The organism is Azotobacter bryophylli, assembly GCF_042643485.1.
GTDB lineage: Bacteria > Pseudomonadota > Gammaproteobacteria > Pseudomonadales > Pseudomonadaceae > Azotobacter > Azotobacter bryophylli.
Genome location: NZ_JBHRSJ010000004.1, coordinates 13545 through 38007, shown reverse-complemented (window position 1 = coordinate 38007; position 24463 = coordinate 13545). Strand labels below are relative to the sequence as shown.

General features: G+C 70.9%; 19 protein-coding genes and 2 riboswitches. Of the genes, 6 read left to right on the top strand and 13 right to left on the bottom strand.

What is annotated here, in order from left to right; translation table 11 throughout:
• Window positions 1–36 precede the first annotated feature (36 nt).
• The gene (gene cptA, locus ACFOJE_RS02855; protein ID WP_377812738.1) at window positions 37–1794 is read left to right on the top strand and encodes a phosphoethanolamine transferase CptA; all 1758 of its coding nucleotides are present in this window, start codon (window positions 37–39) and stop codon (window positions 1792–1794) included.
• A 247-nt stretch (window positions 1795–2041) separates the two neighbouring features.
• Here cptA and ACFOJE_RS02850 read toward each other — a convergent pair whose 3' ends face one another.
• From ACFOJE_RS02850 to ACFOJE_RS02795, 12 genes are all read right to left on the bottom strand, one after another.
• Complete coding sequence (locus ACFOJE_RS02850) at window positions 2042–2425, bottom strand: diacylglycerol kinase (protein ID WP_377812737.1); 384 nt, start codon at window positions 2423–2425, stop codon at window positions 2042–2044.
• Window positions 2426–2627: 202 nt separating this feature from the next.
• Window positions 2628–3935 (bottom strand): guanine deaminase, encoded by a 1308-nt coding sequence (gene guaD, locus ACFOJE_RS02845; protein WP_377812736.1) that lies wholly within the window; start codon window positions 3933–3935, stop codon window positions 2628–2630.
• A 34-nt stretch (window positions 3936–3969) separates the two neighbouring features.
• On the bottom strand, window positions 3970–4806 hold the full coding sequence (xdhC, locus tag ACFOJE_RS02840) for a xanthine dehydrogenase accessory protein XdhC (protein ID WP_377812735.1): 837 nt from the start codon (window positions 4804–4806) through the stop codon (window positions 3970–3972).
• Window positions 4803–7244, bottom strand: coding sequence for a xanthine dehydrogenase molybdopterin binding subunit (gene xdhB / locus ACFOJE_RS02835; protein ID WP_377812734.1), 2442 nt, complete (start codon window positions 7242–7244; stop codon window positions 4803–4805). Before xdhB ends, xdhC begins: the two co-directional genes overlap by 4 nt.
• On the bottom strand, window positions 7237–8688 hold the full coding sequence (xdhA, locus tag ACFOJE_RS02830; protein ID WP_377812733.1) for a xanthine dehydrogenase small subunit: 1452 nt from the start codon (window positions 8686–8688) through the stop codon (window positions 7237–7239). The genes xdhB and xdhA overlap by 8 nt, the downstream gene beginning before the upstream one ends.
• Window positions 8689–8729: 41 nt before the next feature.
• Window positions 8730–9677, bottom strand: a complete 948-nt coding sequence (locus ACFOJE_RS02825; RefSeq protein ID WP_377812732.1) for an adenosine deaminase — start codon at window positions 9675–9677, stop codon at window positions 8730–8732.
• A gap of 65 nt (window positions 9678–9742) precedes the next feature.
• Window positions 9743–10699, bottom strand: a complete 957-nt coding sequence (locus tag ACFOJE_RS02820; protein WP_377812798.1) for a 2-oxoglutarate and iron-dependent oxygenase domain-containing protein — start codon at window positions 10697–10699, stop codon at window positions 9743–9745.
• Between the two features lie 68 nt (window positions 10700–10767).
• Complete coding sequence (locus ACFOJE_RS02815; RefSeq protein WP_377812731.1) at window positions 10768–11838, bottom strand: BMP family ABC transporter substrate-binding protein; 1071 nt, start codon at window positions 11836–11838, stop codon at window positions 10768–10770.
• Window positions 11839–12051: 213 nt separating this feature from the next.
• Window positions 12052–13404: an 8-oxoguanine deaminase gene (locus ACFOJE_RS02810; protein ID WP_377812730.1), complete on the bottom strand. Its 1353-nt coding sequence runs from the start codon at window positions 13402–13404 to the stop codon at window positions 12052–12054.
• A gap of 126 nt (window positions 13405–13530) precedes the next feature.
• Window positions 13531–14217, bottom strand: coding sequence for an SDR family oxidoreductase (locus ACFOJE_RS02805; protein ID WP_377812729.1), 687 nt, complete (start codon window positions 14215–14217; stop codon window positions 13531–13533).
• A 69-nt stretch (window positions 14218–14286) separates the two neighbouring features.
• Window positions 14287–15015, bottom strand: coding sequence for a precorrin-4 C(11)-methyltransferase (cobM, locus tag ACFOJE_RS02800; protein ID WP_377812728.1), 729 nt, complete (start codon window positions 15013–15015; stop codon window positions 14287–14289).
• Window positions 15012–15464 carry a cobalamin biosynthesis protein gene (locus ACFOJE_RS02795; RefSeq protein ID WP_377812797.1) on the bottom strand — a complete coding sequence of 151 codons (453 nt, stop codon included), beginning with the start codon at window positions 15462–15464 and terminating at the stop codon, window positions 15012–15014. Before ACFOJE_RS02795 ends, cobM begins: the two co-directional genes overlap by 4 nt.
• 218 nt (window positions 15465–15682) lie before the next feature.
• Window positions 15683–15875: riboswitch (cobalamin riboswitch) on the top strand.
• Between the two features lie 124 nt (window positions 15876–15999).
• Here ACFOJE_RS02795 and cobW point away from each other — a divergent pair.
• From cobW to ACFOJE_RS02770, 5 genes are all read left to right on the top strand, one after another.
• Complete coding sequence (gene cobW, locus ACFOJE_RS02790) at window positions 16000–17055, top strand: cobalamin biosynthesis protein CobW (RefSeq protein WP_377812727.1); 1056 nt, start codon at window positions 16000–16002, stop codon at window positions 17053–17055.
• A gap of 16 nt (window positions 17056–17071) precedes the next feature.
• A complete protein-coding gene (gene cobN / locus ACFOJE_RS02785; RefSeq protein WP_377812726.1) occupies window positions 17072–20806 on the top strand; it encodes a cobaltochelatase subunit CobN in 3735 nt (1244 codons plus the stop codon).
• Window positions 20807–20827: 21 nt separating this feature from the next.
• Window positions 20828–21832: an ATP-binding protein gene (locus ACFOJE_RS02780; protein ID WP_377812725.1), complete on the top strand. Its 1005-nt coding sequence runs from the start codon at window positions 20828–20830 to the stop codon at window positions 21830–21832.
• A complete protein-coding gene (locus ACFOJE_RS02775; protein ID WP_377812724.1) occupies window positions 21757–22494 on the top strand; it encodes a vWA domain-containing protein in 738 nt (245 codons plus the stop codon). Before ACFOJE_RS02780 ends, ACFOJE_RS02775 begins: the two co-directional genes overlap by 76 nt.
• Before the next feature lie 243 nt (window positions 22495–22737).
• A riboswitch (cobalamin riboswitch) is annotated at window positions 22738–22910 on the top strand.
• Between the two features lie 55 nt (window positions 22911–22965).
• On the top strand, window positions 22966–23616 hold the full coding sequence (locus ACFOJE_RS02770; protein ID WP_377812723.1) for an energy-coupling factor ABC transporter permease: 651 nt from the start codon (window positions 22966–22968) through the stop codon (window positions 23614–23616).
• Window positions 23617–23681: 65 nt separating this feature from the next.
• On the opposite strand, the gene ACFOJE_RS02765 is transcribed toward ACFOJE_RS02770, so the two are convergent.
• Entirely contained in the window at window positions 23682–24254 is a 573-nt protein-coding gene (locus ACFOJE_RS02765) for a flavin reductase family protein (RefSeq protein ID WP_377812722.1), read from the bottom strand.
• Between the last annotated feature and the right edge of the window lie 209 nt (window positions 24255–24463).

The following is a 24463-nucleotide window of genomic DNA, read 5'->3' as shown; positions in this document are numbered from 1 at the left end:
TGTATCCTTGCATCTAATGTAATAATTGAGGCGGCAATGGCAATAATCGAAGCGGCGTCTGACCGGCGCGGAGGGGTCGACTGGGCCGGAATCGGCTGGATGTACCTGTTCTTCTGGTATTTCTCCGGCGTGACCCAGTTGATGATCGCCCTATCCGGGGCCGCGGCCTTCGAAGGCCTGCAGCAGGCCTCGATGGTCAGCGCCCTGTGGCTGATCCCGCTCCTGCTGTTCCCGGCGCACACGCGGCTGCTGGCCGGGGTGATCGGCACGGTCCTTTGGCTGTCTTCGCTGGCCGGCTTCGGCTATTTCCTGGTGTATGGCCAGGAGTTCTCGCAGAGCGTCATCTTCATCATGTTCGAGTCGAACACGGTGGAATCGAGCGAGTATCTGAAGCACTACTTCGCCTGGTGGATCGTCTTCTCCACGCTGGCTTACGGTCTCGGCGGCTGGCTGCTGTGGCGCAAGGTGCGCCCGGTCTACCTGCCGCGCAAGGCGCTGCCGGTGGCCTGCGTGCTGCTGTTCGTAGTGTCGATGGGCTATGAGGCGGTCCACCAGTACCTCAAGCGCGACACCCTGGAGCGCGCCATGGCCGAATTCGAGGAGAACATCGAGTCGGCCGCGTTCTGGCAACTGGCGGTCGGCTATCACCAGTACCGCCTGCAACTGACCAACATGGCTAAGCAGCTTTCCGACATGGAGCGCATCCCGCCGCTGAAGAACCTGACGGATGCCCATGCCGGGCAGCCGGCGACCCTGGTGCTGATCCTCGGCGAATCGACCGATCGTCAGCGCATGTCGCTCTACGGCTACGGGCGGCCGACCACGCCCAACCTCGACCGCCTGCGCGACGAGCTGCAGGTGTTCGACAACGTGATCGGCCCGCGCCCCTATACCATCGAGGCGATGCAGCAGATCCTCACCTTCGCCGACATGGAGCATCCGGATCTCTACCTGAGCACTCCCACGCTGATCCGGATGATGAAGCAGGCCGGCTACAAGACCTACTGGATCACCAACCAGCAGACCATGACCAGGCGCAACACCATGCTCACCACCCTGTCCAAGCAGGCGGACGAGCAGGTCTATCTGAACAACAACCGCGACCAGAACACCACCAGCCAGTACGACAGCGTGGTGCTCGAACCCTTCGGCAAGGTGCTCGCCGACTCGGCGCCGCGCAAGCTGGTGGTCATCCATCTGCTCGGCACCCACATGAGCTACCAGTACCGCTATCCGCAGGAGTACGCGCGCTTCACCGACCGTGCCGGCGTGCCGGCCAATGTCACCGACGATCAGCTGGAGATCTACAACAGCTACGACAACGCCGTACTGTACAACGACTACGTGGTGTCCTCGCTGATCGAGCGCTTCCGCGCCACCGATCCCAACGGCTTCCTGCTCTATATGTCCGACCACGGCGAGTCGGTGTACGACGCGCCGAACAACGCGGTGCTCGGACGCAACGAGCTCGCGCCGACCACGCAGATGTACACCGTGCCCTTCCTGGTCTGGACGTCGCCGTCCTGGCAGGCCCGGCAGCAGACGGATTTCGCCGCCAGCCTGCACCGCCCCTACAGCACCTCGCACTTCATCCATACCTGGGCGGATCTGGCCGGGTTGCGCTTCGACGAGTTCACCCCGGGCAAGAGCCTGGTCAACCCGGGCTTCCAGGCGCTTCCGCGCCTGATCGGCAATCCCTATCAGGCCAAGACCGTGAGGGATTTCGACCAGGTCGCGCAGCAGCAGGCCGCTGCGCTCGCCGCCGGCGTCGAGCAGGGTCAGGCCGCCCGCTAGGAAAACCCGCCCATTGACTCCCGGCGCGCTGTCTGGCTGCGCCGGGAGCACTTCTCCCATGCGTCCGTCCGTCGGGCGCTCCTGCCACTCCGATGCAGCGGAGCGCCCGGCGGCTGCCTGGCCCCATCAGGGGGCTGCCGGGTTCCCGATATCGTCCGATCGGCCCGTATCGTCGAAGATACGGGCCGCGCCTTGCGCGTTCGGGAGGGCGGCCAAGGCCCGAGGATCGCCCTCGGGTCGCGGCGGGCTAGAGGATGATGCTGGCCCAGACCAGGGCGATCAGCGACAGCGCCATGAACTGCGCCGCGCTGCCCATGTCCTTGGCGCGCTTGGACAGGGGATGCAGCTCGTACGAGATCCGGTCGATCGCCGCCTCGATGGCCGAATTGAGCAGCTCGACGATCGGCGCCAGGAACACCACCGCGATCATCACCGCGCGCTCGGCGCGGCTCACGTCCAGCAGGAAGGCCGCAGGAATCAGCAGTACGTTCAGCAGCAGCAGCTGGCGGAAGGCGGCTTCTCCGACGAAGGCGGCCTTGAGCCCGGCGAGGGAGTAGCTGGTGGCATTGAGGATGCGACGCAGGCCGGTCTTGCCCTTCAAGGCCTGGCCGTTGGTGAATTCGCTGGACATCTTGGGAGGTTCTCCGCGGGATTGCTGCCATGAGCCGGACATCAGGCTCATGGGGCGGTCATGATAGCCGATGACGGCTTAATGCCATGAAGGGAAAGCGGGCATCCGGCTAGTCAATTGGTCGGTTCGGACCGGCCGCGGCGCGGCGAATGGTCGCGAGGCCCGGGGAAGCCCGGCGGCGTCATCGCTGCTCCCGGGCTGGCTATGACCCGCGGCGGTGCACCGAGCGGCCGGCGGCGAAGGTCTCCAGCACCGCACGGTCGTCGCCGAGGATCATCAGGGCGAAGAGCCTTTCCGCCAAGGTGCGAGCCTCGCCCAGGCGGTGGGTGATCAGCGGGGTGGCCCGGTAGTCCAGCACCACGAAGTCCGCTTCCTTGCCCGGTTGCAGGTTGCCGATGCGGTCGTCCAGGTAGAGCGCCCGGGCGCCGCCGAGGGTGGCCAGGTACAGCGCCTTGAACGGGTCGAGGGATTGCCCCTGCAGCTGCAGCACCTTGTAGGCGTCGCTCAGGGTGTGCAGCTGGGAGAAGCTGGTGCCGCCGCCGATGTCGGTGCCCAAACCGACCCGCACGCCGTGGCCTTCCAGGCGGGCTAGATCAAGCAGGCCGCTGCCGAGGAACAGGTTGGAGGTCGGGCAGAAGGCCACCGCCGAGCCGGTCTCGCCCAGACGCCGGCACTCCTCGTCGCACAGGTGCACGCCGTGGGCGAACACCGAGCGCGCCCCGAGCAGCCGGTAGTGGTCGTAGACGTCCAGATAGCCGCTGCGCTCGGGGAACAGCTGCCTGACCCAGTCGATCTCCTGGCGGTTCTCCGAGAGGTGGGTGTGCAGGTAGAGGCCGGGGTATTCCCCGAGCAACTGGCCGGCCAGGCGCAGCTGCTCCGGCGTGCTGGTCGGGGCGAAGCGCGGGGTGACCGCGTAGTGCAGGCGGCCCTTGCCGTGCCAGCGTTCGATCAGCGCGCGGCTTTGCGCATAGCCGGATTCGGCGGTGTCGGTCAGGTAGTCCGGGGCGTTGCGGTCCATCAGCACCTTGCCGGCGATCATCCGCAGGTTGAGTTTTTCCGCTGCCTCGAAGAAGGCGTCCACCGACTGCGGGTGCACGGTGCTGAACACCAGGGCGGTGGTGGTGCCGTTGCGCAGCAGCTCGCGCAGGAACAGCCCGGCCTGATCGCGGGCGTGGGCCGGGTCGGCGAAGCGGCCCTCGGCGGGGAAGGTGTAGGTCTCCAGCCAGTCGAGGAGCTGGGTGCCGTAGGAGCCGATCACGCCCATCTGCGGATAGTGGACGTGGGTGTCGACGAAACCGGGGACGATCAGCGCGTCCGCGTACTCGACCACCTCGACCCCGGCCGCCAGCTTCGGCAGCAGGCTGCCGGAATCGCCGAGCTGGACGACCCTGCCGTCCTCGACGACCAGCAGGCCGTCGGCGAAATACTCGTGGGAGGCCTCGCCGCCCACCTCCCGCGGATCGGCGAGGCAGTGCAGCAGGGCGGCGCGGTAGGCTCGGGTCTGGGGCATGGCGACTCTCGTGGGTTCGTTCCGGCGTCGCGGTTCAGCCGCGGCGCGAGGCCGGCAGCAGCCGGGCGACGCTTTCGCCGCCCTGGCGTTTCTCGCCGAAATGGGCGTTGTAGTGGGCGATCACCTCGCCGGCCACGGAAATGGCGATTTCCATCGGCAGCTTGCCCTTCACCTCGGGCAGGCCCATGGGGCAGCGCATGCGCTGCACGATCTCGGGGGCGAAGCCGCGCTGGTACAGACGGTGCTCGAAGCGGGCGCGCTTGCTCTTCGAACCGATCAGACCGTAATAGGCGAAATCGTTCCGGCCGAGGATGGCGGCGCTCAGCTCCAGGTCCAGCGGATGGTCGTGGGTCATGACGATGAAGTAGGCGCCGGCCGGCATCCGCGCCACTTCCTCGACCACCTCGTCGTTGACTACTTTCTCCACCCCGGCCGGGACGATCTCGGGAAACTCCCGCTCCCGCGAGTCGATCCAGCGCACCCTGCACGGCAAGGCGGCGAGCAGCGGCACCAGGGCGCGGCCGACGTGGCCGGCGCCGAACACGGCGATCTGCGCCAGCGCCCGGCCCATGGGTTCGAACAGCAGCACGGTGGCGCCGCCGCAGCACTGGCCGAGGCTGGCGCCGAGGGCGAAGCGCTCCAGGCGCGGCTCGCGTGCGCCGCTTTGCAGCATCTCGCGGGCAATCTGCGCGGCCTTGTGCTCCAGGTGGCCGCCGCCGATGGTGTCGTAGAGCCACTCGCCGGCGACCACCATCTTGGCGCCGGCGTTGCGCGGCGTGGAGCCGCGCTCCTCGACGATGGTCACCAGCACGCAGGGTTCGTGGCGCTGCCTGAGTTCGGCGAGGGCGTCGATCCAGGTCATGTGGCTCATTCGTGGTTCCCCGACTCGCAGAGCGGGTGCACGCCGCCGATTTCGGTGCGGCCCGCGCCACTTCCGGCGGGTTTCACCCGCCCTGTGTCCTGCTTCAGCCTTTTCATTTGCTCCACGCCCCAGAGCACCCGCTCGGGCGTCGCCGGGGCGTCGATGGCCGGCTGGGCGCGGTAGTCGGCCAGGCTGGCCACGGCGTCCTTGAGCGCGCACCAGACGGAGATGCCGAGCATGAACGGCGGCTCGCCGACGGCCTTGGAATGGAACACCGTGTCTTCCGGGTTCTTGCGGTTCTCCACCAGCCGGACGCGCAGGTCCGCCGGCACGTCGGCGATCGTGGGGATCTTGTAGCTGGCCGGATTCGCCGTCAGCAGGCGGCCCTGGTCGCTCCACACCAGCTCCTCACAGGTCAGCCAGCCCATGCCCTGGACGAAGCCGCCCTCGATCTGGCCGATGTCGATGGCCGGGTTCAGCGAGGCGCCGACGTCGTGCAGGATGTCGGCGCGCAGCAGCCGGTACTCGCCGGTCAGGGTGTCGACCAGCACCTCCGAGCAGGCCACGCCGTAGGCGTAGTAGTAGAACGGCCGGCCGCGGGCCTGCTCGCGGTCGTAGTAGATCTTCGGCGTGCGGTAGAAGCCGGTGGAAGACAGCGACACCTGGCCGACGTAGGCGGCCTGGATCAGTTCCTCGAAGCTGACGAAACGGTCGCGCAGGCGCAGCTGGCCGTTGCGGAACTGCACGTCCTCCGGGCAGAGGTGCCAGTGGCGGGCGGCGAATTCCACCAGCCGCTCCTTGATGGTCTGCGCGGCGTTCTTGGCCGCCTTGCCGTTCAGGTCGGCGCCGCTGGAGGCGGCGGTGGGCGAGGTGTTGGGCACCTTGTCGGTGTTGGCGGCGCTGATCCGGATGCGCGAGACGTCGACCTGGAACACCTCGGCGACGATCTGCGCGACCTTGGTGTTGAGGCCCTGGCCCATCTCGGTGCCGCCGTGGTTCAGGTGGATGCTGCCGTCGGTGTAGATATGCACCAGGGCGCCGGCCTGGTTGAGGAAACTGGAGGTGAAGCTGATGCCGAACTTCACCGGGGTCAGCGCCAGGCCCTTCTTCAGCACCGGGCTGCGGGCATTGAAGGCGCGGATCGCAGCGCGGCGGCCGGCGTAGTCGCAGCTCGCCTCCAGCTCGGCGGTCATTTCCTCCAGCAGGTTGTGCTCCACCGTCTGGTGGTAGTGGGTCACGTTGCGCTCGGTCTTGCCGTAGTAGTTGCGCCTGCGCACCTCCAGCGGGTCGCGGCCGAGGTGACGGGCGATGGCGTCCATGATCTCCTCGATGGCGAGCATCCCCTGCGGGCCGCCGAAGCCGCGGTAGGCGGTGTTGGAGGCGGTGTTGGTCTTGCAGCGGTGGCCGTGGATCAGGGCGTCGCCTAGATAGTAGGCGTTGTCGGCATGGAACATGGCGCGGTCGACGATGGCCCCGGACAGGTCCGGCGAGTAGCCGCAGTTGCCGGCCAGGTCCATGCGGATGCCGCGCAGGCGGCCGTCGTCGTCGAAGCCCACCTCGTAGTCGACCAGGAAGGGGTGGCGCTTGCCGGTCATCAGCATGTCCTCCTGGCGCGGCAGGCGCATCTTGGTCGGCCGCCCGGTGAGGCGGGCGATCACCGCGCAGAGGCAGGCCGGCCCGGCCGCCTGGGTCTCCTTGCCGCCGAAGCCGCCGCCCATCCGGCGCATGTCCACGGTCACCCGGTTCATCGGCACGCCGAGCACCTCGGCCACCAGCTTCTGCACTTCGCTGGGGTTCTGGGTCGAGCAGTAGACCAGCATGCCGCCGTCCTCGGCGGGCAGCACCGAGGACACCTGGGTCTCCAGGTAGAAGTGCTCCTGACCGCCGATCCGCAAGGTGCCGGCGAGGCGGTGCGGGGCGCCGGCCAGCGCAGCGGCGGCGTCGCCGCGCTTGTGGGTGTGGCTGTCCAGCACGAAGTGCTGGCGGCGCAGGGCTTCCTCCACATCGAGCACCGGCTCCAGGTCCTCGTATTCGACGATCGCGGCCTGGGCCGCGCGGCGGGCGTTCTCCAGGCTGTCGGCGGCCACCGCCAGCACCGGCTGGCCGACGTACTCCACCTTGCCGTCGGCCAGGAGTGGATCGCCGGGGAACACCGCGCCGATGTCCAGCTGGCCGGGCACGTCGGCGCTGGTGATGACCAGGGCGACGCCGGGGACGGAGTAGCAGGGCGCGGTGTCGATGCGCAGGATGCGCGCATGGGCGCGCTCCGAGAGAAGGGCGTAGACGTGCAGCTGGTTGGGGAATTCCAGACGGTCGTCGATGTAGACGGCCTCGCCGGTGACGTGCTTGGCCGCGCTCTCGTGCCGGACGCTGCGACCGACGCCGGTGACCAGCTCCTGGCGGAACAGGGCGGCCAGTTCTTCCTGGCTTGCGTTCGGCTTATGCATGGCGGGTCACCCTCGTCTCGATATCCGGCTCGGTCAGCTCGATGAAGCACCTGCGCAGCAGGTTCTGCGCGGCGAGCAGGCGGTACTCGCGGCTGGCGCGAAAGTCGCTGAGCGGGGCGAAGTCCTCGGCCAGGGCGGCGCAGGCCCGCTCGATCAGCGCGGCATCGAGGACGGCGCCGGCGAGCGCCCGTTCGCAGACGGTAGCCCGTTTCGGTATCGCCGCCATGCCGCCGAAGGCGATGCGCGCCTCGCGCACCGCGCCGTCGGCCAGGGTCAGGTTGAAGGCCGCGCACACGGCGGAGATGTCGTCGTCCAGGCGCTTGGACAGCTTGTAGGCGCGGAACGCCTGGCCGGCGCGGGCGCGCGGCACGATGATCCGCTCGATGAACTCGCCGTCCTCGCGGGCGGTGATCTTGTAGCCGCGGAAGTAGTCCTCCAGCGCCAGGGTGCGGCTCCGGTCGCCCTTGCGCAGCAGCAGGCTGGCGCCGAGGGCGATCAACAGCGGCGGCGAGTCGCCGATGGGCGAGGCGTTGCCGATGTTGCCGCCCAGGGTGCCCTGGTTGCGGATCTGCTGCGAGGCGAAGCGCCCGAGCAGCTCGCCGAAGTCCGGGTATTCCCGGGCCAGGGCGTCTTGGCAATCGGTCAGCGCAGCGGCGGCGCCGATTTCCAGGCGGTCGTCGAACGTCTCGATCCGCTTCATGTCCGCGATGTGGCCGAGGTGGATCAGCACCGGCAGGCTGCGCTGCTGCTGGGTGACTTCCAGGGCCAGATCGGTGCCGCCGGCCAGCAGGCGCGCCTCGGGTTCGGCCTCGTAGAGCGCGGCCAGGTCGGCCACGGTCAGCGGCAGCAGGCAGCGCTTCTCGCCGTCGCCCAGCTCGGCGGTCCGGCGCGGGGCGATGGCCTTGAGCCGGGCGACGGTTTCGGCCTCGGCGGCGTCGAACTGGTCCGGCCGGCGGTCGGCGCAGGCCCGTTCGGCGGCGGCGAGGATCGGCCGGTAGCCGGTGCAGCGGCACAGGTTGCCGGCCAGGGCCTGGTGCGCGGCCGCCGGATCGCTGCCCTCGACGCTCTTGCGCAGGGCGAACAGCGACATGACGAACCCCGGCGTGCAGTAGCCGCACTGCGAGGCGTGGCAGTCGACCATCGCCTGCTGCACGGGGTGCAGGTCGCCCCCATGCTGCAGGTCCTCCACGGTCAGCAGCTGCTTGCCGTGCAGCGCCGCCACGAAGGTCAGGCAGGCATTGAGGGTGCGATAGCGGATGCGCTCGCGCCCGCCGACGCTGTCCAGCTCGCCGACCACCACGGTGCAGGCGCCGCAGTCGCCCGAGGCGCAGCCTTCCTTGGTGCCGGTCTTGTGCCGGTGCTCGCGCAGGTAGCGCAGCACCGTCAGGTTCGGGTCCAGGCTGTGCTCGCTGCGCAGTTCGTGGTTGAGGAGGAACTGGATCAAGGCGTACTCCGTGTCGGTGGTGCCCCGGACGGGGCGGCGGTTCACACCAGCCGCGCGTCCAGGCTGTTCTGGATCAGGCGTTCGGCCTGCTCGCGGGTCATGCCGAGACTCTCGTGCAGGGCCATGAAGTTTTCCGTGACGTAGCCGCCGAAGTAGGCCGGGTCGTCGGAGTTCACCGTGACCTTCACGCCCATCTCCAGCAGCTTGAGGATGTTGTGCTCGGCCATGTCCTTGAACACGCGGAGCTTGACGTTGGACAGCGGGCAGACCGTCAGCGGGATCTGCTCCTCGATCAGCCGCTCCAGCAGCTTTGGGTCCTCCGCGGCGCGCACGCCGTGGTCGATGCGCTTGACCTTGAGCAGGTCGAGGGCTTCCCAGATGTATTCCGGCGGGCCTTCCTCGCCGGCGTGGGCGACGGCGACGAAGCCCTCGGCGCGGGCGCGGTCGAACACGCGCTGGAACTTGCTCGGCGGATGGCCCTTCTCGGAGCTGTCCAGGCCCACGGCGATGAAGGCGTGGCGGAAGCGCAGGGCCTGGTCGAGGGTCTGCTGCGCCGCTTCTTCCGGCAGGTGGCGCAGGAAGGAGAGGATCAGCCCGCTGCTGATGCCGAGCTGTTCGCGGCCGTCCTTGAGCGCCTGCTCGATGCCGGTCAGCACCGTCTCGAAGGGGATGCCGCGGTCGGTGTGGGTCTGCGGATCGAAGAAGGGCTCGGTGTGGATGACGTTCTGCTCCCGGCACTTCTTCAGGTAGGCCCAGGTCAGGTCGTAGAAGTCCTGCTCGGTGCGCAGCACGTCGGCGCCGCGGTAGTAGAGGTCGAGGAACTCCTGCAGGTTGTGGAAGGCGTAGGCGCGGCGCAGGCTCTCTACGTCGGGCCAGGGCAGGGCGACCTTGTTGCGTTCGGCGAGGGCGAACAGCAGCTCGGGCTCCAGGGTGCCTTCCAGGTGCAGGTGCAATTCGGCTTTGGGCAGGGCGTTCAGCCAGGCGTGCATGACGGGTGCTTCTCCTTCGGTGATGGATCCGCGCAGCCTAATCCACCCGCCGGTGTTTCCAAAGTTCAACCTGCGACATCCCCGCGGCGATGGGCGTAGGTGGCGGCGAAACGCGACAGCAGCCACTCGGCGCAGGTGGTGGGCGGGTAGTGCGGCGGGCGCTCCGCGTCCTGGCAGCCGGGCAGGCAGGCGATCGCGGTCTCCGGGTGCGGTTCGGCGAAGAACGGCATGGCGTAGCGGTCCTGTTCCCGTGGGCTGATCACCCGGTGCGCCGTGGAGCGGTAACGGTCGTTGCTCCAGCGCGCCATCATGTCGCCGATGTTGACCACGAAGGTGCCGTCCCGCGGCGGTGCGTCGATCCACTGGCCGCGCCGGGCGCGCACCTGCAGGCCGCCGACCCGGTCCTGGTGGAGCAGGGTGATGCAGCCGTAGTCCGTGTGCTCCCCGGCGCCCGGTCGTTCGGCGCCCTGCTGCGGCGGATAGTGGATCAGGCGCAGGACGCTGGCCGGCTGGCGGAAGCGCCGGTCGAAGAAGTCCCGCTCGATGCCCAGGGCCAGGGCGATGGCGCGCAGCACCGTGCAGCTCAGCTCGTGCATGTCGCGGTAATGGCTTTCCAGCAGCGTCTCCCAGCCCTCCAGCGCCGGGTGCCGGTTGGGGCCGCGCAGCGGCTTGCCGGCGAGCACCTCCGGGTGGTCGGCGGGCAGGTGGAAGCCCATGTCGAAGGTTTCCTTGCAATCGCCGGGCTGCGCCGGGTCGAGCTGCTCGGCGGCGAGGGCGCCGTAGCCGCGGTGGTGGCCGCTGCCGGCGATGTCGATCCGCCGCTTCTCCGCCAGCGGCAGGGCGAAGAAGCGCCGGGCCAGATCGCTCAGCGCGGCGATGCGCTCGGCGCCGATCGGATGGCCTTCGATGTAGAAGAAGCCCCATTCCCGGCAGGCGCGGTCGATGCGGCCGGCGACGGCGCGCCAGGCGCTCTCGTCGCGGCGGTAGAGGGGCGAGATGTCGATGATCGGTAGCGAATCCATGGCGATTCCGGGAGCCTTCTGGTTCGGGGTGGCCGCGCGGATGGCCTCGGGCGCATCCGCGAGGGCGGTCATTTCGGCAGTTGCGCCTTGATCCCCGCCACGTAGTAGTCCATCGACGCCAGCTCGGCCCTGCTCGCCGTCGCGCCCTCGGCGATGCGCACGCTGCCGGCCTGGTCCCTGATCGGCCCGGTGAAGGGATGGAAGCGGCCGCTCTTGATCTCCTCGACGAGCGCCTGGGCCTCGGCCCTGACCTCCGCCGGCACCCGCTCGCTGAGCGGCAGCTGCACCGTCTCGTCGTCCAGTCCGCCCCAGTAGTCCTGGGGCTTCCAGCTGCCGTCCAGCACCGCCCGGGCGGACTTGACGTAGTGCGGGCCCCAGTTGTTGACGATGGAGGTCAGCACCGAGTCCGGCCCGAAGTGGGCCATGTCCGAAGCGTAGCCCACCGAGTAGACGCCGCGGCGCTGGGCCGCCTGGATCGGCGCCGGGCTGTCGGTGTGCTGGAAGATCACGTCGACGCCCTGGTCGATCAGGGCGTTGGCGGCGTCGGCCTCCTTGCCCGGGTCGAACCAGGTGTTGACCCAGACCACCTTGACCTCGCTGCCGGGGTTGTACTTGTCCAGGGCCAGCTGGATGGCGTTGATGTCGCGGATCACCTCCGGGATGGGGAAGGAGGCGATGTAGCCGATCTTCCGGCTCCTGGTCATCTTCGCCGCGAGGAAGCCGCCGACGTAGCGGCCCTCGTAGGTGCGCGCCATGTAGGTGCCGAGGTTCCGGTCCTGCTTGTAGCCGGTGGCGTGCTCGAAGGTCACCTGGGGGAATTGCCGGGCGACCTTGGCGGTCGGGTTCATGTAGCCGAAGGAGGTGGCGAACACCAGGTCGTAGCCGCCCTTGGCCAGGTTGCGGATCACCCGCTCGGCGTCGCCGCTCTCCGGCACGTTCTCGACGTAGGTGGTCTGCACCTGCTCGCCGAGCTGTTCCTGCAGCTGCTTGCGTCCCTGTTCGTGCTGGTAGGTCCAGCCGTGGTCGCCGATGCTGCCGAGGTAGACGAAGCCGACCTTGAGCGGATCGGCGGATGCGCCGAGGACGGTGGCGAAGCCGACGGCGGCGGCCAGGCTTCGGAGCAGGTGTTTGGACTTCATGGTCGGGGAAACTCCGGGACATTGTTTCGGTCAGCCTGCCTTCTGCAAAAAGCTGACCAATCAGACAAAAAATCAGGCTTTCCGGAAAGCCGCGGCCCCCGGCGTGCCCGCCTGGCGCCCGGACTGGGCGCTGCTGGTGCGCGGCGGCTCGGCACGGCCTTCGGATGGTGCATGGGGCCCCGTCCGGCCCGCGCTCGCCCGGCCGGTCGCGGATCAGCCCACCAGTTGCCGCGCCGCCCGGCGGTGCGCGGCGATCAGGGCGGCGAGGTCGAGGTCCTCGATCCGGCCGTCGATCACCCGCCAGCGGCCGCCGACCATCACCCGGTCGGCACGCTCGGCGCCGCACAGCAGCAGGGCGGCGAGCGGGTCGTGGCTGCCGGAGAAGCGCAGCTCGTCCAGCTTGAAGAGGGCCAGATCGGCCTGCCGGCCCACCGCCAGCTCGCCGATGTCGTCGCGTCCGAGCAGGCGCGCCGAGCCGCGGGTGGCCCAGCCGAGGACCCGCTGCGGCGTGATCCGTTCGGCGCCGTAGCGCAGGCGCTGCAGGTAGAGCGCCTGGCGCGCCTCGAAGATGAGGTTGGAGGCGTCGTTGGAGGCCGAGCCGTCGACGCCGAGGCCCAGCGGGGCGCCGGCGTCCTCCAGCTCGAGGGTCGGGCAGATGCCCGAGGCCAGGCGCATGTTGGATACCGGGCAGTGGCACACGCCGGTGCCGGCGGCGCCCAGTCGGGCGATCTCCTGCGCATTGAAGTGGATGCCGTGGGCCAGCCAGGTGCGCGGGCCGAGCCAGCCGACGCTGTCCAGGTAGTCCACGGTGCGCAGGCCGAAGCGCTGCAGGCAGAAGGCTTCCTCGTCCAGGGTCTCGGCCAGGTGGGTGTGCAGGCGCACGTCATGGCGCTCGGCCAGCTCGGCGCTGGCGCGCATGATCTCCGGGGTCACCGAGAAGGGCGAGCAGGGCGCCAGGGCGATCTGGACCCGCGCGCCGGGCCCGCGCTCGTGGTAGCGGCGGATCAGCCGCTCGCCGTCGGCGAGGATCGCCTCGGCCGGCTGCACCGTCCGCTGCGGCGGCAGGCCGCCGTCGGCCTCGCCCAGGCTCATGGAACCGCGGCAGAGCAGGGCGCGCAGGCCGAGCTCGCGCACCGCCTCCACCTGCACGTCAATGGCCTCCTCCAGCCCCCGGGGGAACAGGTAGTGGTGGTCCGCCGCGGTGGTGCAGCCGGAGAGCAGCAGCTCGGCCAGGGCGACCCGGCTGGCCAGGGCGAGCTGCTCCGGGGTCAGTCGCGCCCACACCGGGTAGAGGGTCTTCAGCCAGGGGAACAGCGGCTGGTTGACCACCGGCGCCCAGGCGCGGGTGAGGGTCTGGTAGAAGTGGTGATGGGTGTTGACCAGCCCCGGCAGCACCACGTGCTCGCGGGCGTCGAAGGTGCTGTCCACCGGCCGGGCCGGCGCCTGGCCGGCGCCGAGCAGCTCGGCGATGACGCCGTTCTCCACCACCAGTCCGCCGGCGGCGTCGCGGTCGTTGGCGGTGAAGAGGGCGAGGGGGTTCTTGATCCAGATGCGGGCGGCGGGCATGGCCGGCTCCTCCTTCGATAACGGGAAAGGGCCAGCTCAGTTATGCCCTGTCTGCTGATCCAGGGGCCGCGAAGGCAGCGCGCGCATGATAGCGGTCCGGGCGGGGCGTGCCCACCCGGGCCCGGCTCACCAGGGCAGCGTCTGGCCCTGGTAGTCGAGATAGCGATGGCCGCCCTGGCCGGCGGCGCGGCCGATCACCTCGACCAGGCCCCTGCAGCTGGTTTCCACATCCAGCGGGGCCTCTTCCCCGCCCATGTCGGTCTTCACCCAGCCCGGGTGCAGCGACAGCACGGTCGGGCCGGCTTCGCCCAGGCCGGCGGCGAAGCTGCGGCTCAGGTGGTTGAGCGCGGCCTTGCTGGCGCCGTACAGCGGCATGCCCATGCCGGGGCCGAGCTCCAGGCTGCCCATCACCGAACTCATGAAGGCGATCACCCCGCGGCTCGGCTCCACCAGCGGCAGCAGGCGCTCGGCGAGGCGCACCGGGGCCACGGCGTTGGTCAGGAACAGCCGGGCGACCTCCGCCTCGTCGGCCTCCAGCAGCGACTCCAAGCGGGGGCCGGAGATGCCGGCGTTGACCAACAGCAGATCCAGCCGGGTGCCCTGCAGGCGGCCGGCCAGGGCTTCGGCGCTGCCGCCGTCGGTGATCTCCAGCGTTTCGACGCGCACGCCCGGCACGGCCTTCAGCGCCTCGGCGCCGCGGTCGTCGCGCACCGTGGCGATCACCTGCCAGCCCGCGGCGCGCAGCTGTCCGACCAGCCCGAACCCGAGTCCGCGCGAGGCGCCGACGACCAAGGCGGTTTTTCCCTGTGTCATGGAGAAACTCCGAATGTGAGGAAGAAGACTGGAAGGATAGCGTCGCCGACGGGCCGGGCCCATACGGGCTCAGGCGCCCGGCGCGTACAGCGACGAGTCGGCGAACGCCTCGGCGGTCAGCACCCGGCCGACCAGGATCAGCGCGGTGCGGCGGAAGTCCTTGGCGGCGACCTTGTCGACGATGTCGGCGAGGGTGCCCTGCACCCAGTCCTGGTCCGGCCAGCTGGCGCGATGGACCACGGCGATCGGGCAGTCGGCGCCGTAGTGCGGCAGCAGTTCGGCGACGATCTTCGGCAGCTGGCGCACGCCGAGGTGGACGGCCAGGGTGGCGCGGTGGCGGGCCAGATCCCCCAGCTGTTCGCCTTCCGGCATCTCGGTCCGGCTGGCGAAGCGGGTGAGGATGACCGTCTGCGATACCTCGGGCAGGGTCAGCTCGCAGCCGAGCAGCGCCGCGCAGGCGGCGGTGGCGGTGACGCCGGGGACGATCTCGTAGGGGATGCCGAGGCGGCGCAGGTGGCGGATCTGCTCGCCGATGGCGCCGTACAGCGAGGGATCGCCGGAGTGCACCCGGGCCACGTCCTCGCCGCGCGCGTGGGCCGCGGCGAGCAGGTCGACGATGGTCTCCAGGTCCAGCTCGGCGGTGTTGACCACGGTGTGCGCGTGGTGACCTTCGAGCACCGCTTCCGGCACCAGCGAGCCGGCGTAGAGGATAGTCGGGCAGCGCTGGATCAGACGCTGGCCGCGCACGGTGATGAGGTCGGCGGCGCCGGGGCCGGCGCCGATGAAGAACACGGTCATGGATGCTCCGATTCGGGGGCGTGCCCGGCGCGGGCCAGGGCGAAGGTGGCGGCGGCGCTGCGCCGCTTGGTCAGGACCAGCTCGGCCGGTCTGCCGGCGAGGCGCTCGGCGAGGGCCAGGGCGGCGGCCTCGGCGACCCCGGCGCTGCCGGTGGCGCGGCGGGCGGCCTCCGAGGGGGCGCTCAGCCGCGCCTCGAAGCAGCGCAGTTCTTCGGCCGTGAGGCCATGCAGCGGCAGGCCGAGGCGCGCGGCCAGTTCGCCCAGCCCCGGCTCGGCCAGCTTGCCGTCTAGGGTGGCGAGCGCGTGCAGATCGGCCGGGGTCAGGCCCAGCTCGCCGAGGCTGTCCGTCAGCAGGCGCTGCAGTTCGTCGGCCGCGCAGCCGCGCCGACAGCCGAGTCCGGCGACATGGAGCCGGGACGGGCGGGGCGGACGGGGCTGGGCGGCGGACATCGGCGGCGGGCAGGGCGGGCGGATGGCGAGGGGCGCGTAGGACAGCACGCCGCCCGCGCAGCGTCAACCGCGGCGCTGGGTATGAGTCGCGTAGGGTAGAAGACTCGCGTAGCGATCTTCTACCAATCTCCGGCGCCGGCCTGCCCGGTAGGCAATCGCTGCGCGAGTTGCCTACCCTAACCAGCGCCGCGGCGATTGACCGCTGCCCGCACCCTGCGTAGCCTTGCGCGCTTCGAGGTTCTCCGGCGGCGATCGGAGCTAAGAGGGAACGCGGTGCGACGCCGCGGCTGCCCCCGCAACTGTAGACGGTTCGAGCCCCTTGATTGCGCCACTGCCCGAGGGCGGGAAGGCGAGGGGATGGCGTGTAGCGCCAACCGTGAGCCAGGAGACCTGCCTCGCCGGAGTCCGCTTGCCGTGGGCTCCCCGACTTCCACGACAACCGGGCGGGGTGATCCGGTGGCGAACCCGAACGACCGGCGCCCGCGCGCCCGGCGTCCCTTCGTCATGCCAGCCCGCCGCACCCGTAGGGCTGCCCATGAAATCCCTGAGCAAACTTCCCGTCACCATCGTCACCGGCTTCCTCGGCTCCGGCAAGACCACCCTGCTGCGCCACCTGCTCGACTCGGCCTCCGGCCGGCGCATCGCGGTGATCGTCAACGAGTTCGGCGAGCTGGGCATCGACGGCGAGATCCTCAAGCAGTGCTCGATCGGCTGCAGCGAGGAGGAAGCGGCCGGTCGGGTCTTCGAGCTGGCCAACGGCTGCCTGTGCTGCACCGTGCAGGAAGAGTTCTTCCCGGTGATGCGCGAACTGGTGCAGCGTCGCGCCGATCTCGACCACATCCTCATCGAAACCAGCGGCCTCGCCCTGCCCAAGCCGCTGGTGCAGGCCTTCAACTGGCCGGAAATCCGCAACGCCTGCACCGTCGACGCGGTGGTCACCGTGGTCGACAGCCCGGCGGTGGCCGCCGGCACCTTCGCCGCCTTCCCCGAGCAGGTGGACGAGCAGCGCCGCGCCGACCCCAACCTCGACCACGAATCGCCGCTGCACGAGCTGTTCGAGGACCAGCTGGCCTGCGCCGACCTGGTGGTGCTGAACAAGACCGACCTGCTCGACGCCGCCGCGCTGGCCGCGGTGCGCGCCGAGGTGGCCGAGGAGCTGCCGCCGGCGGTGAAGATCGTCGAGGCGCAGCAGGGCCGCCTGCCGCTGGACGTGCTGCTGGGCATCGGCGCCGAGGCCGAGCTGCACATCGACGCCCGTCCCGGCCACCACGACCACGGCGATGGCGACGACCACGACCACGACGAGTTCGACTCCTTCGGCGTCGAGCTGCCGGAAGTCGACGAGCGCCTGCTGCTCGCCGCGCTCGCCGAGCTGGTGCAGCGCCACGCCGTGCTGCGCGTCAAGGGCTTCGTCGCCGTGCCGGGCAAGGCCATGCGCCTCTTGGTGCAGGGCGTCGGCCAGCGTTTCGACAAGCACTTCGACCGCGCCTGGCGCGAAGGCGAGCCGCGCGCCACCCGCCTGGTGATCATCGGCCAGGATCTCGATGCCGCGGTGATCGACGCCGAGCTGCGCGCCGCACTGGCCCGCTGAGCCAGAAGCCCACGCCATGCACCTCCTGCGCACCCAGCCCGGCGGCTTCGTCCCCGACGACAGCATCGCCGACCTCGGCCAGACCCCCGGCGAGCTGGTGGTCCTGTGCAGCGGCGACTCCAACCTGACGCTGCTGGCCGCGGCCGCCGGCGAGCTGGGCGACGACTACCCGAGCCTGCGCCTGGCCAACCCCGGCCAACTGCGCAACCACGCTTCGGTGGACCTCTACGTCGAGGACGTGCTGCGCCACGCGCGGGTGATCCTGCTCTCGCTGCACGGCGGGGTGGGCTACTGGCGCTATGGCATCGAGCAGCTGGTCGAGCTGGGCGAGGCCGGCGCCACGCTGATCCTGGTGCCCGGCGACGACCGCCCCGACCCGGAGCTGACCCGCCTGAGCACGGTGTCCGCCGAGGACGCCGCGCGCGCCTGGCAGTACCTGCGCCAGGGCGGGCTGGACAACGCCCGCCAGCTGTATCGCTTCCTCGCCGACCGCTGGCTCGGCCATCCCGGCGAGTGGCGCGAGCCGCAGGCGCTGCAGCGCGTCGCCGTCTACCACCCGCGCCGCGGCAGCGGCACCCCGGCGCTGTGGCACGCCGACTGGCGCTGTGGCGCGCCGGTGGCGGCGCTGCTGTTCTACCGCGCGCAGTTGCAGGCGGCCAACACCGCCTTCGTCGACGAGTTCTGCGCGCGCCTCGCCGCGCAGGGCCTCAACCCGCTGCCGATCGCCGTGGCCAGCCTCAAGGAGCCGGCCTGCCTGGCCCAGGTCGAGGACTGGCTGGACGAAACCGACGCGGCGCTGATCCTCAATACCACCGGCTTCGCCCTGTCCAGCCCGGAGCGCCCGGCGCTGCGCCCGTTCCGCCGCGACGTGCCGGTGCTGCAGGCGATCTGCGCGCTGGACAACCGCCAGCGCTGGCAGGACAACCCGCTGGGCCTCGGCCCGCGCGACCTGGCCATGCACGTGGCGCTGCCCGAGCTGGACGGGCGCATCGTCACCCGGCCGATCACCTTCAAGGGCCTGGCCTGGCGCAGCGAGCGCAGCCAGAGCGATGTGGTCTGCTACCAGGCCGACGGCGAGCGCATGGACTTCGTCGCCGAGCTGGCGCGGCGCTGGGTGAACCTGGCGCGCAAGGCCAACGCCGACAAGCGCATCGCCCTGGTGCTGGCCAACTACCCGACCCGCGACGGGCGCATCGGCAACGGCGTCGGCCTCGACACCCCGGCGGCGGCGCTGAACATCCTCCGCGCGCTCCAGCAAGCCGGTTACCCGGTGGCCGGGCTGCCGGATTCCGGCACTGCGCTGATCCACGCGCTGCTCGGCGGGGTGAGCAACGATCTCGACACGCTCGACCTGCGCCCCTGCCAGCAGAGCCTGGCGCTGGCCGACTACCACCGGCTGTTCGAGCGGCTGCCCGAGGCCAACCGCCAGGCGGTGCTGCAGCGCTGGGGCGGCCCGGAGGACGACCCGATGTTCCGCGGCGGGCGGATGATGGTCGCCGGCCTGCGCCTGGGGCTGACCTTCGTCGGCATCCAGCCGGCGCGCGGCTACCAGCTCGATCCGGCGGCGATCTACCATGACCCGCTCTTGGTGCCGCCGCACGGCTACTTGGCCTTCTACTTCTGGCTGCGCGAGGCCTACGGCGCCGACGCGGTGGTGCACGTCGGCAAGCACGGCAACCTCGAGTGGCTGCCGGGCAAGGGCGTCGGGCTGTCCGCCGAGTGCTGGCCGGACGCCATCCTCGGCCCGCTGCCCAACGTCTACCCGTTCATCGTCAACGACCCCGGCGAGGGCGCGCAGGCCAAGCGGCGCAGCCAGGCGGTGATCGTCGACCACCTGATGCCGCCGCTGACCCGCGCCGAGAGCTACGGCCCGCTGCGCGACCTGGAACGCCTGGCCGACGAGTACTACGAGGCCAGCCTGCTCGACCCGCGCCGCGCCGGAGAGCTGCGCGGCGAGATCCTCGCCACGGTGCGCGCCACCGCGCTGGACCGCGAGCTGAACCTGCAGCTCAGCGCCGACCCGGACAGCTGGCTGCCGCAGCTCGACGCCTACCTGTGCGACCTCAAGGAATCGCAGATCCGCGACGGCCTGCACGTGTTCGGCGAGTCGCCCAGCGGCCGCCTGCGCCGCGACACCCTGCTGGCGCTGCTGCGCGTGCCGCGCGGCGACGGCCAGGGCGGCAACGCCAGCCTGCTGCGCGCGCTGGCCGCCGACCTCGGCTTCGGCTGGGACCCGCTGGCCGGCGACCCCGGCGAGGCGTGGAGCGGGCCGCGCCCGGACTGCCTGATGGACCTGTGCGCCGACACTTGGCGCACGGCCGGCGACACCCGCGAGCGCCTGGAGCTGCTCGCCCTGCAGCTGATCGACGGGCAGATCGAGGCGCCCGGCTCGGCCAGCGCCGCGGTGCTCGCCGAGCTGCACCAGCGCGTCGCGCCGCTGCTCGACGCCTGCGGCGCGGCGGAGATCAATGGGCTGCTCGCCGCGCTGGACGGCCGCTTCGTGCCGCCGGGGCCGAGCGGCGCGCCCAGTCGCGGGCGCCTCGACGTGCTGCCCACCGGGCGCAACTTCTACGCGGTGGACGTGCGCAACCTGCCCACGCCCACCGCCTGGCGGCTCGGCTTCCAGTCCGCCAGCCTGCTCTTGGAGCGCCACCTGCAGGACCACGGCGAGCACCTGACCCGCCTCGGCCTGTCGGTGTGGGGCACCGCGACCATGCGCACCGGCGGCGACGACATCGCCCAGGCCATGGCGCTGCTCGGCGTGCGCCCGGTGTGGCAGGCCGGCAGCGGGCGGGTCGAGGATTTCGAGATCCTCCCGGTGTCGCTGCTCGACCGCCCGCGGGTCGACGTCACCCTGCGCGTTTCCGGCTTCTTCCGCGACGCCTTCGCCAACCTGCTGCGCCTGTTCGACGCCGCGGTGCTGGCGGTGGCCACGCTGGACGAGCCGGAAGAACTCAACCCGCTGGCCGCGCGGGTGCGCCGCGAGAGCGCCGAGCTGGCCGCCGAAGGGCTGAGTGCCGAGGAAGCGCGCCGCTGCGCCGCCTGGCGGGTGTTCGGCGCCGCCCCCGGCGGCTACGGCACCGGCGTGCAGCAGGCCATCGCCGAGGGCGCCTGGGACAGCCGCGCCGATCTGGCCGACGTGTACCTGACCTGGGGCGGCTACGCCTACGGCTCCGGCGGCGACGGCGTGCCGGCCCGCGCGGCGCTGGAGCGGCGCCTCGGCGCGGTGCAGGCGGTGCTGCACAACCAGGACAACCGCGAGCACGACCTGCTCGACTCCAACGACTACTACCAGTTCCAGGGCGGCATGCTGGCCGCGGCGGAAACCCTCGGCGGCGCCCCGGTGGCCAGCTACCACGGCGACCACAGCCAGCCGGACAACCCGCGCATCCGCACCCTCAAGGAAGAACTCAACCGCGTGGTGCGCGCCCGCGCCGCCAATCCCAAGTGGATCGCCGGCATCAAGCGCCACGGCTACAAGGGTGCCTTCGAGCTGGCCGCCACCGTCGACTACCTGTGCGCGTTCGACGCCACCAGCGAGCTGATCGACGACCACCAGTACGAGATGCTCACCGATGCCTACCTGCTCGACGCCGATACCCGCGAGTTCGTCCGCCAGCACAACCCGGCGGCGCTGCGCGAGATGACCGAGCGGCTGCTCGACGCCCAGCAGCGCGGCCTCTGGCAGCAGCCGGGCGCCTACCGCGAGGCGCTGGAGAACCTGCTGCTCGACTGCGAGGAGGACGGCTGATGGCCCCGACGAGGATTTCCCATGCATGAACCCGTGAATTTCCCCCTCGCCGCGGTGGTCGGCGCCGACGCGCTGAAGCTGGCGCTGTGCCTGGCGGCGGTCGACCCGGCGATCGGCGGCGTGCTGATCGAGGGCCCGCGCGGCATGGCCAAGTCGACCCTGGCGCGCGGCGTGGCCGAGCTGCTCGACGGCGGCCAGCTGGTGACCCTGCCGCTGGGCGCCACCGAGGAACGCATCGTCGGCACCCTCGACCTCGACGCCGCCCTCGGCGAGGGCCGCGCGCGCTTCGCCCCGGGCCTGCTGGCGCGCGCCCACGGCGGCGTGCTGTACGTCGACGAGGTCAACCTGCTGGCCGACCATCTGGTCGACCTGCTGCTCGACGTGGCGGCCAGCGGGGTCAACCACGTCGAGCGCGACGGCATCTCGCACCGCCACGCCGCGCGTTTCATGCTGATCGGCACCATGAACCCGGAGGAGGGCGAGCTGCGCCCGCAGCTGCTCGACCGCTTCGGCCTGGCCGTCGCCCTCGGCGGTGCGCCGCTGCCCGCCGAGCGCGCCGAGATCGTCCGCCGCCGGCTGGACTTCGACCGCGACCCGCAGGCCTTCCGCGCCCGCTGGCAGGCGGCGCAGGACGAGCTGCAGGCGCGCTGCCGGCAGGCCGGCGAGCAACTGGAAGCGATCCCGCTGGACGACGCGGCGCTGGAAGTCATCGCCGCACGCTGCTACGCCGCCGGCATCGACGGCCTGCGCGGCGACCTGGTCTGGCTGCGCGCCGCCCGCGCCCACGCCGCCTGGCGCGGCGCCGCGGCCATCGCCGTCGAGGACATCGACGCGGTGCAGGACTTCGTGCTGCGCCATCGCCATCCGCACGGCCCGGCCGCCGCGCCGCCGCAGCCCGATCCGGCCGGCGGCCAGAGCGACGGCCAGCGCGGCGAACAAGGTGAGGGCCAGTGGGGCGAGCTGCCGGCGCAGCCGGTGGGCATCGGCGAGCGCCGCGCGCCGCCGCGCTGGACAAAAAAGCCCTGAGCATCCGCCCGCAGCCAGCCCAGGGCGCGGATGCCAGACACCGGGACAAGCCCCAGCCGGCCCCGCGCGGCCGCGCCGGCGCGCCCGGTCGCGGCTGCCCGGATTGGCCGCGCAGCCTGCAACGCGGCCGGCCGCGCTCGCGCGCCGAGCTGCACTACCGCAGCCGCGTGAGTGCTGCGCCGGCGCTGTGGCTGATCGTGGTCGACGCCTCGGCCTCGACCCGCCGCCACGGCGCGCTGCGCCGCGCCAAGGGCCTGCTCGCCGAACTGCTCGAACAGGCGCGCCGCCGCCGCGTGGCGCTGGCCCTGCTGCAGGCCGACGGCGCTCGGCCGCGCTGGTTCTGCCAGGGGCAGCGTGCCCCGCAGGCCGCGCGGCGCTGGCTGGAGCAGCTCGGTGCCGGCGGCGGCACGCCGCTGTCCGCCGCGCTGGCCGAGGCCGACGCCTGGCTGGCGCGGCGCCGACGCAGCCATCCCGGCGAGCGCCAGCAGCTCTGGCTGCTCACCGACGGCCGCCTGCGCGCACTGCCGGCCGTGCCGGCGGCGGCCTGCCCGGCGCTGCTCATCGACATCGAGAGCGGCCCGCTGCGCCTCGGCCTCGCCCGTGCGCTGGCCGAGGCGCTGGGCGCCGAATACCGGCATATCGACGAGCTGACGTTGTTATGAGCGGTGCAGGAAAGAAGGTCCGGCGTAGGGTGGACAACGGCGCAGCCTTGTCCACCTCGGAGTACTGCGGTGGGCAATCGCTGCACGAGTTGCCCACCCTACGCCTCGGGACGCCTTCGCGCCGTAGGGTAGAAAACTCGCGCAGCGATTTTCTACCGAGTCACCCACCTCGACCATGAGTGCCGAGAAGAGGAACGAATAGAACACCGGCGGGCTGCTCCGATGGCGACCCGCCCAAGCAATCCGGTTCCGCCGCACTGCGGCGGTGACAACAGGGAAACGGGTGAGCCCGCTCGCGGGCGATTCCCGTGCTGCCCCCGCAACTGTGAGCGGCGAGCGCTTCCGCGAGGTGCCACTGGTCTTCGGACCGGGAAGGCGCGGGAGGGCGACGACCCGCGAGCCAGGAGACCTGCCGGCAACCCCGGCCGCCCACGCGGCCACCCGACCCACGCATCCCTCGGAGGGAGTCCGATGCATATCGAACCCGGCGCGCTGAACGCCGCCAAAGTGCTCTACGGCCACGCGGCCGCCATCGCCACCTTGCTGCTCTACGCTCCGCGCTGGATCAGCCGCCTCGACCAGGTGGCCAAGACCCTGCTGGCCGCGCTGTTCTTCTCGCTGTTCATGGAGGTCTACCACCTGCCGGTGGGCGTCTCCGAGCTGCACTTCGTCGGCGCCTCGGCGATCTACTTCATCTTCGGCTTCCTGCCCACCCTGTTCGGCTTCGCCATCGGCCTGCTGCTGCAGGGCCTGCTGTTCGAGCCGCAGGACCTGGTACACCTGGGCGTCAACTCGCTGTCGCTGATGCTGCCGCTGATCGCCGCCCACGGCCTGTTCGGTCGCCGCCTGTTCGGCTGCGATGCGCGCAGCCTGAGCTGGCAGGAAGTGGTGCGCTTCGACGCCGTGTACTACAGCGGCGTGGTGGCCATGGTCGGCTTCTGGCTGTCCATCGGCGAGGAGCCGCTGCCGCTGAACAACTGGCTGCTGTTCGCCGCCTCCTACGCGCCGCTGGTGCTGTGCGAGCCGCTGTTCACCTGCCTGGCCGTGCGCCTGCTCAAGCGCTGGCCGCAATCCGCGCTGCTGCAGCGCCTGACCTGCGTCGGCAAGCTGCGCCTGGCCTGATCGCGTACCAAGCAAAACGCCCGCTGCCGGCGACGGTCAGCGGGCGTTTTCGTTTGCGGCGGACCTCAGACGTCCAGCGCCTCGCCGATGGCGTAGAAGCGCCCGCCGGCGATGTAGTGCAGGCTGCGCCAGGCCGGGTCGGCTTGTTCGAACAGCCAGTGGCCGTCGCGGAACGCGCGGGTGTCGGCCCAGGCGCCGATCACCTCGCCGATGAACAGGTCGTAGGTCTGCTGGTTGTGCGGCTCGGGCAGCAGCCGGCAGGCCAGCCAGGCCGAACAGCCGGCCACGAACGGCAGGTCGTGGCCTTCCAGGTCGAACAGTTCCACGCCGGCGCGCGCCAGCTTGTCCGGCTGCTCGGCCAGGCCGTGGCTGCCGACCTGATGGGTCTGCTGCAGCAGGGCGACGGTCGGCACTTGGATGACGAAGCGGCCGCTGCCTTCCAGCAGCGCGCGGGTGCGCGACGCTTTGTCCAGCACCACGCTCAGCTTGGGCGGCATGAAATCCAGCGCGCAGGCCCAGGCTGCGGCCATCACGTCGTCGACGCCGGCGTGGCGTGCCGACACCAGCACGGTCGGCCCGTGGTTGAGCAACCGGTTGGCCTTGGCCAGCTCCACCGGGGCGATATGGCGGTCGTGCATACTGCTCCTCTCGATCCTGATGACGAACGAAGACCGCCCGAAAGAGAGCGGCCCGGGCAGATATTACCGGTGGCGCGGCGGCGGGGGGCAATCGGGGAATGCCGGCGTCCGGCGACGAAGTTCGAGGCGGGGCAAGGCGTCTGTCTGTCAGATAGGCAATAAATTGCCTTTTTCTTGCCTGTCAGCCCGCATAATAGGCATTAAAATAC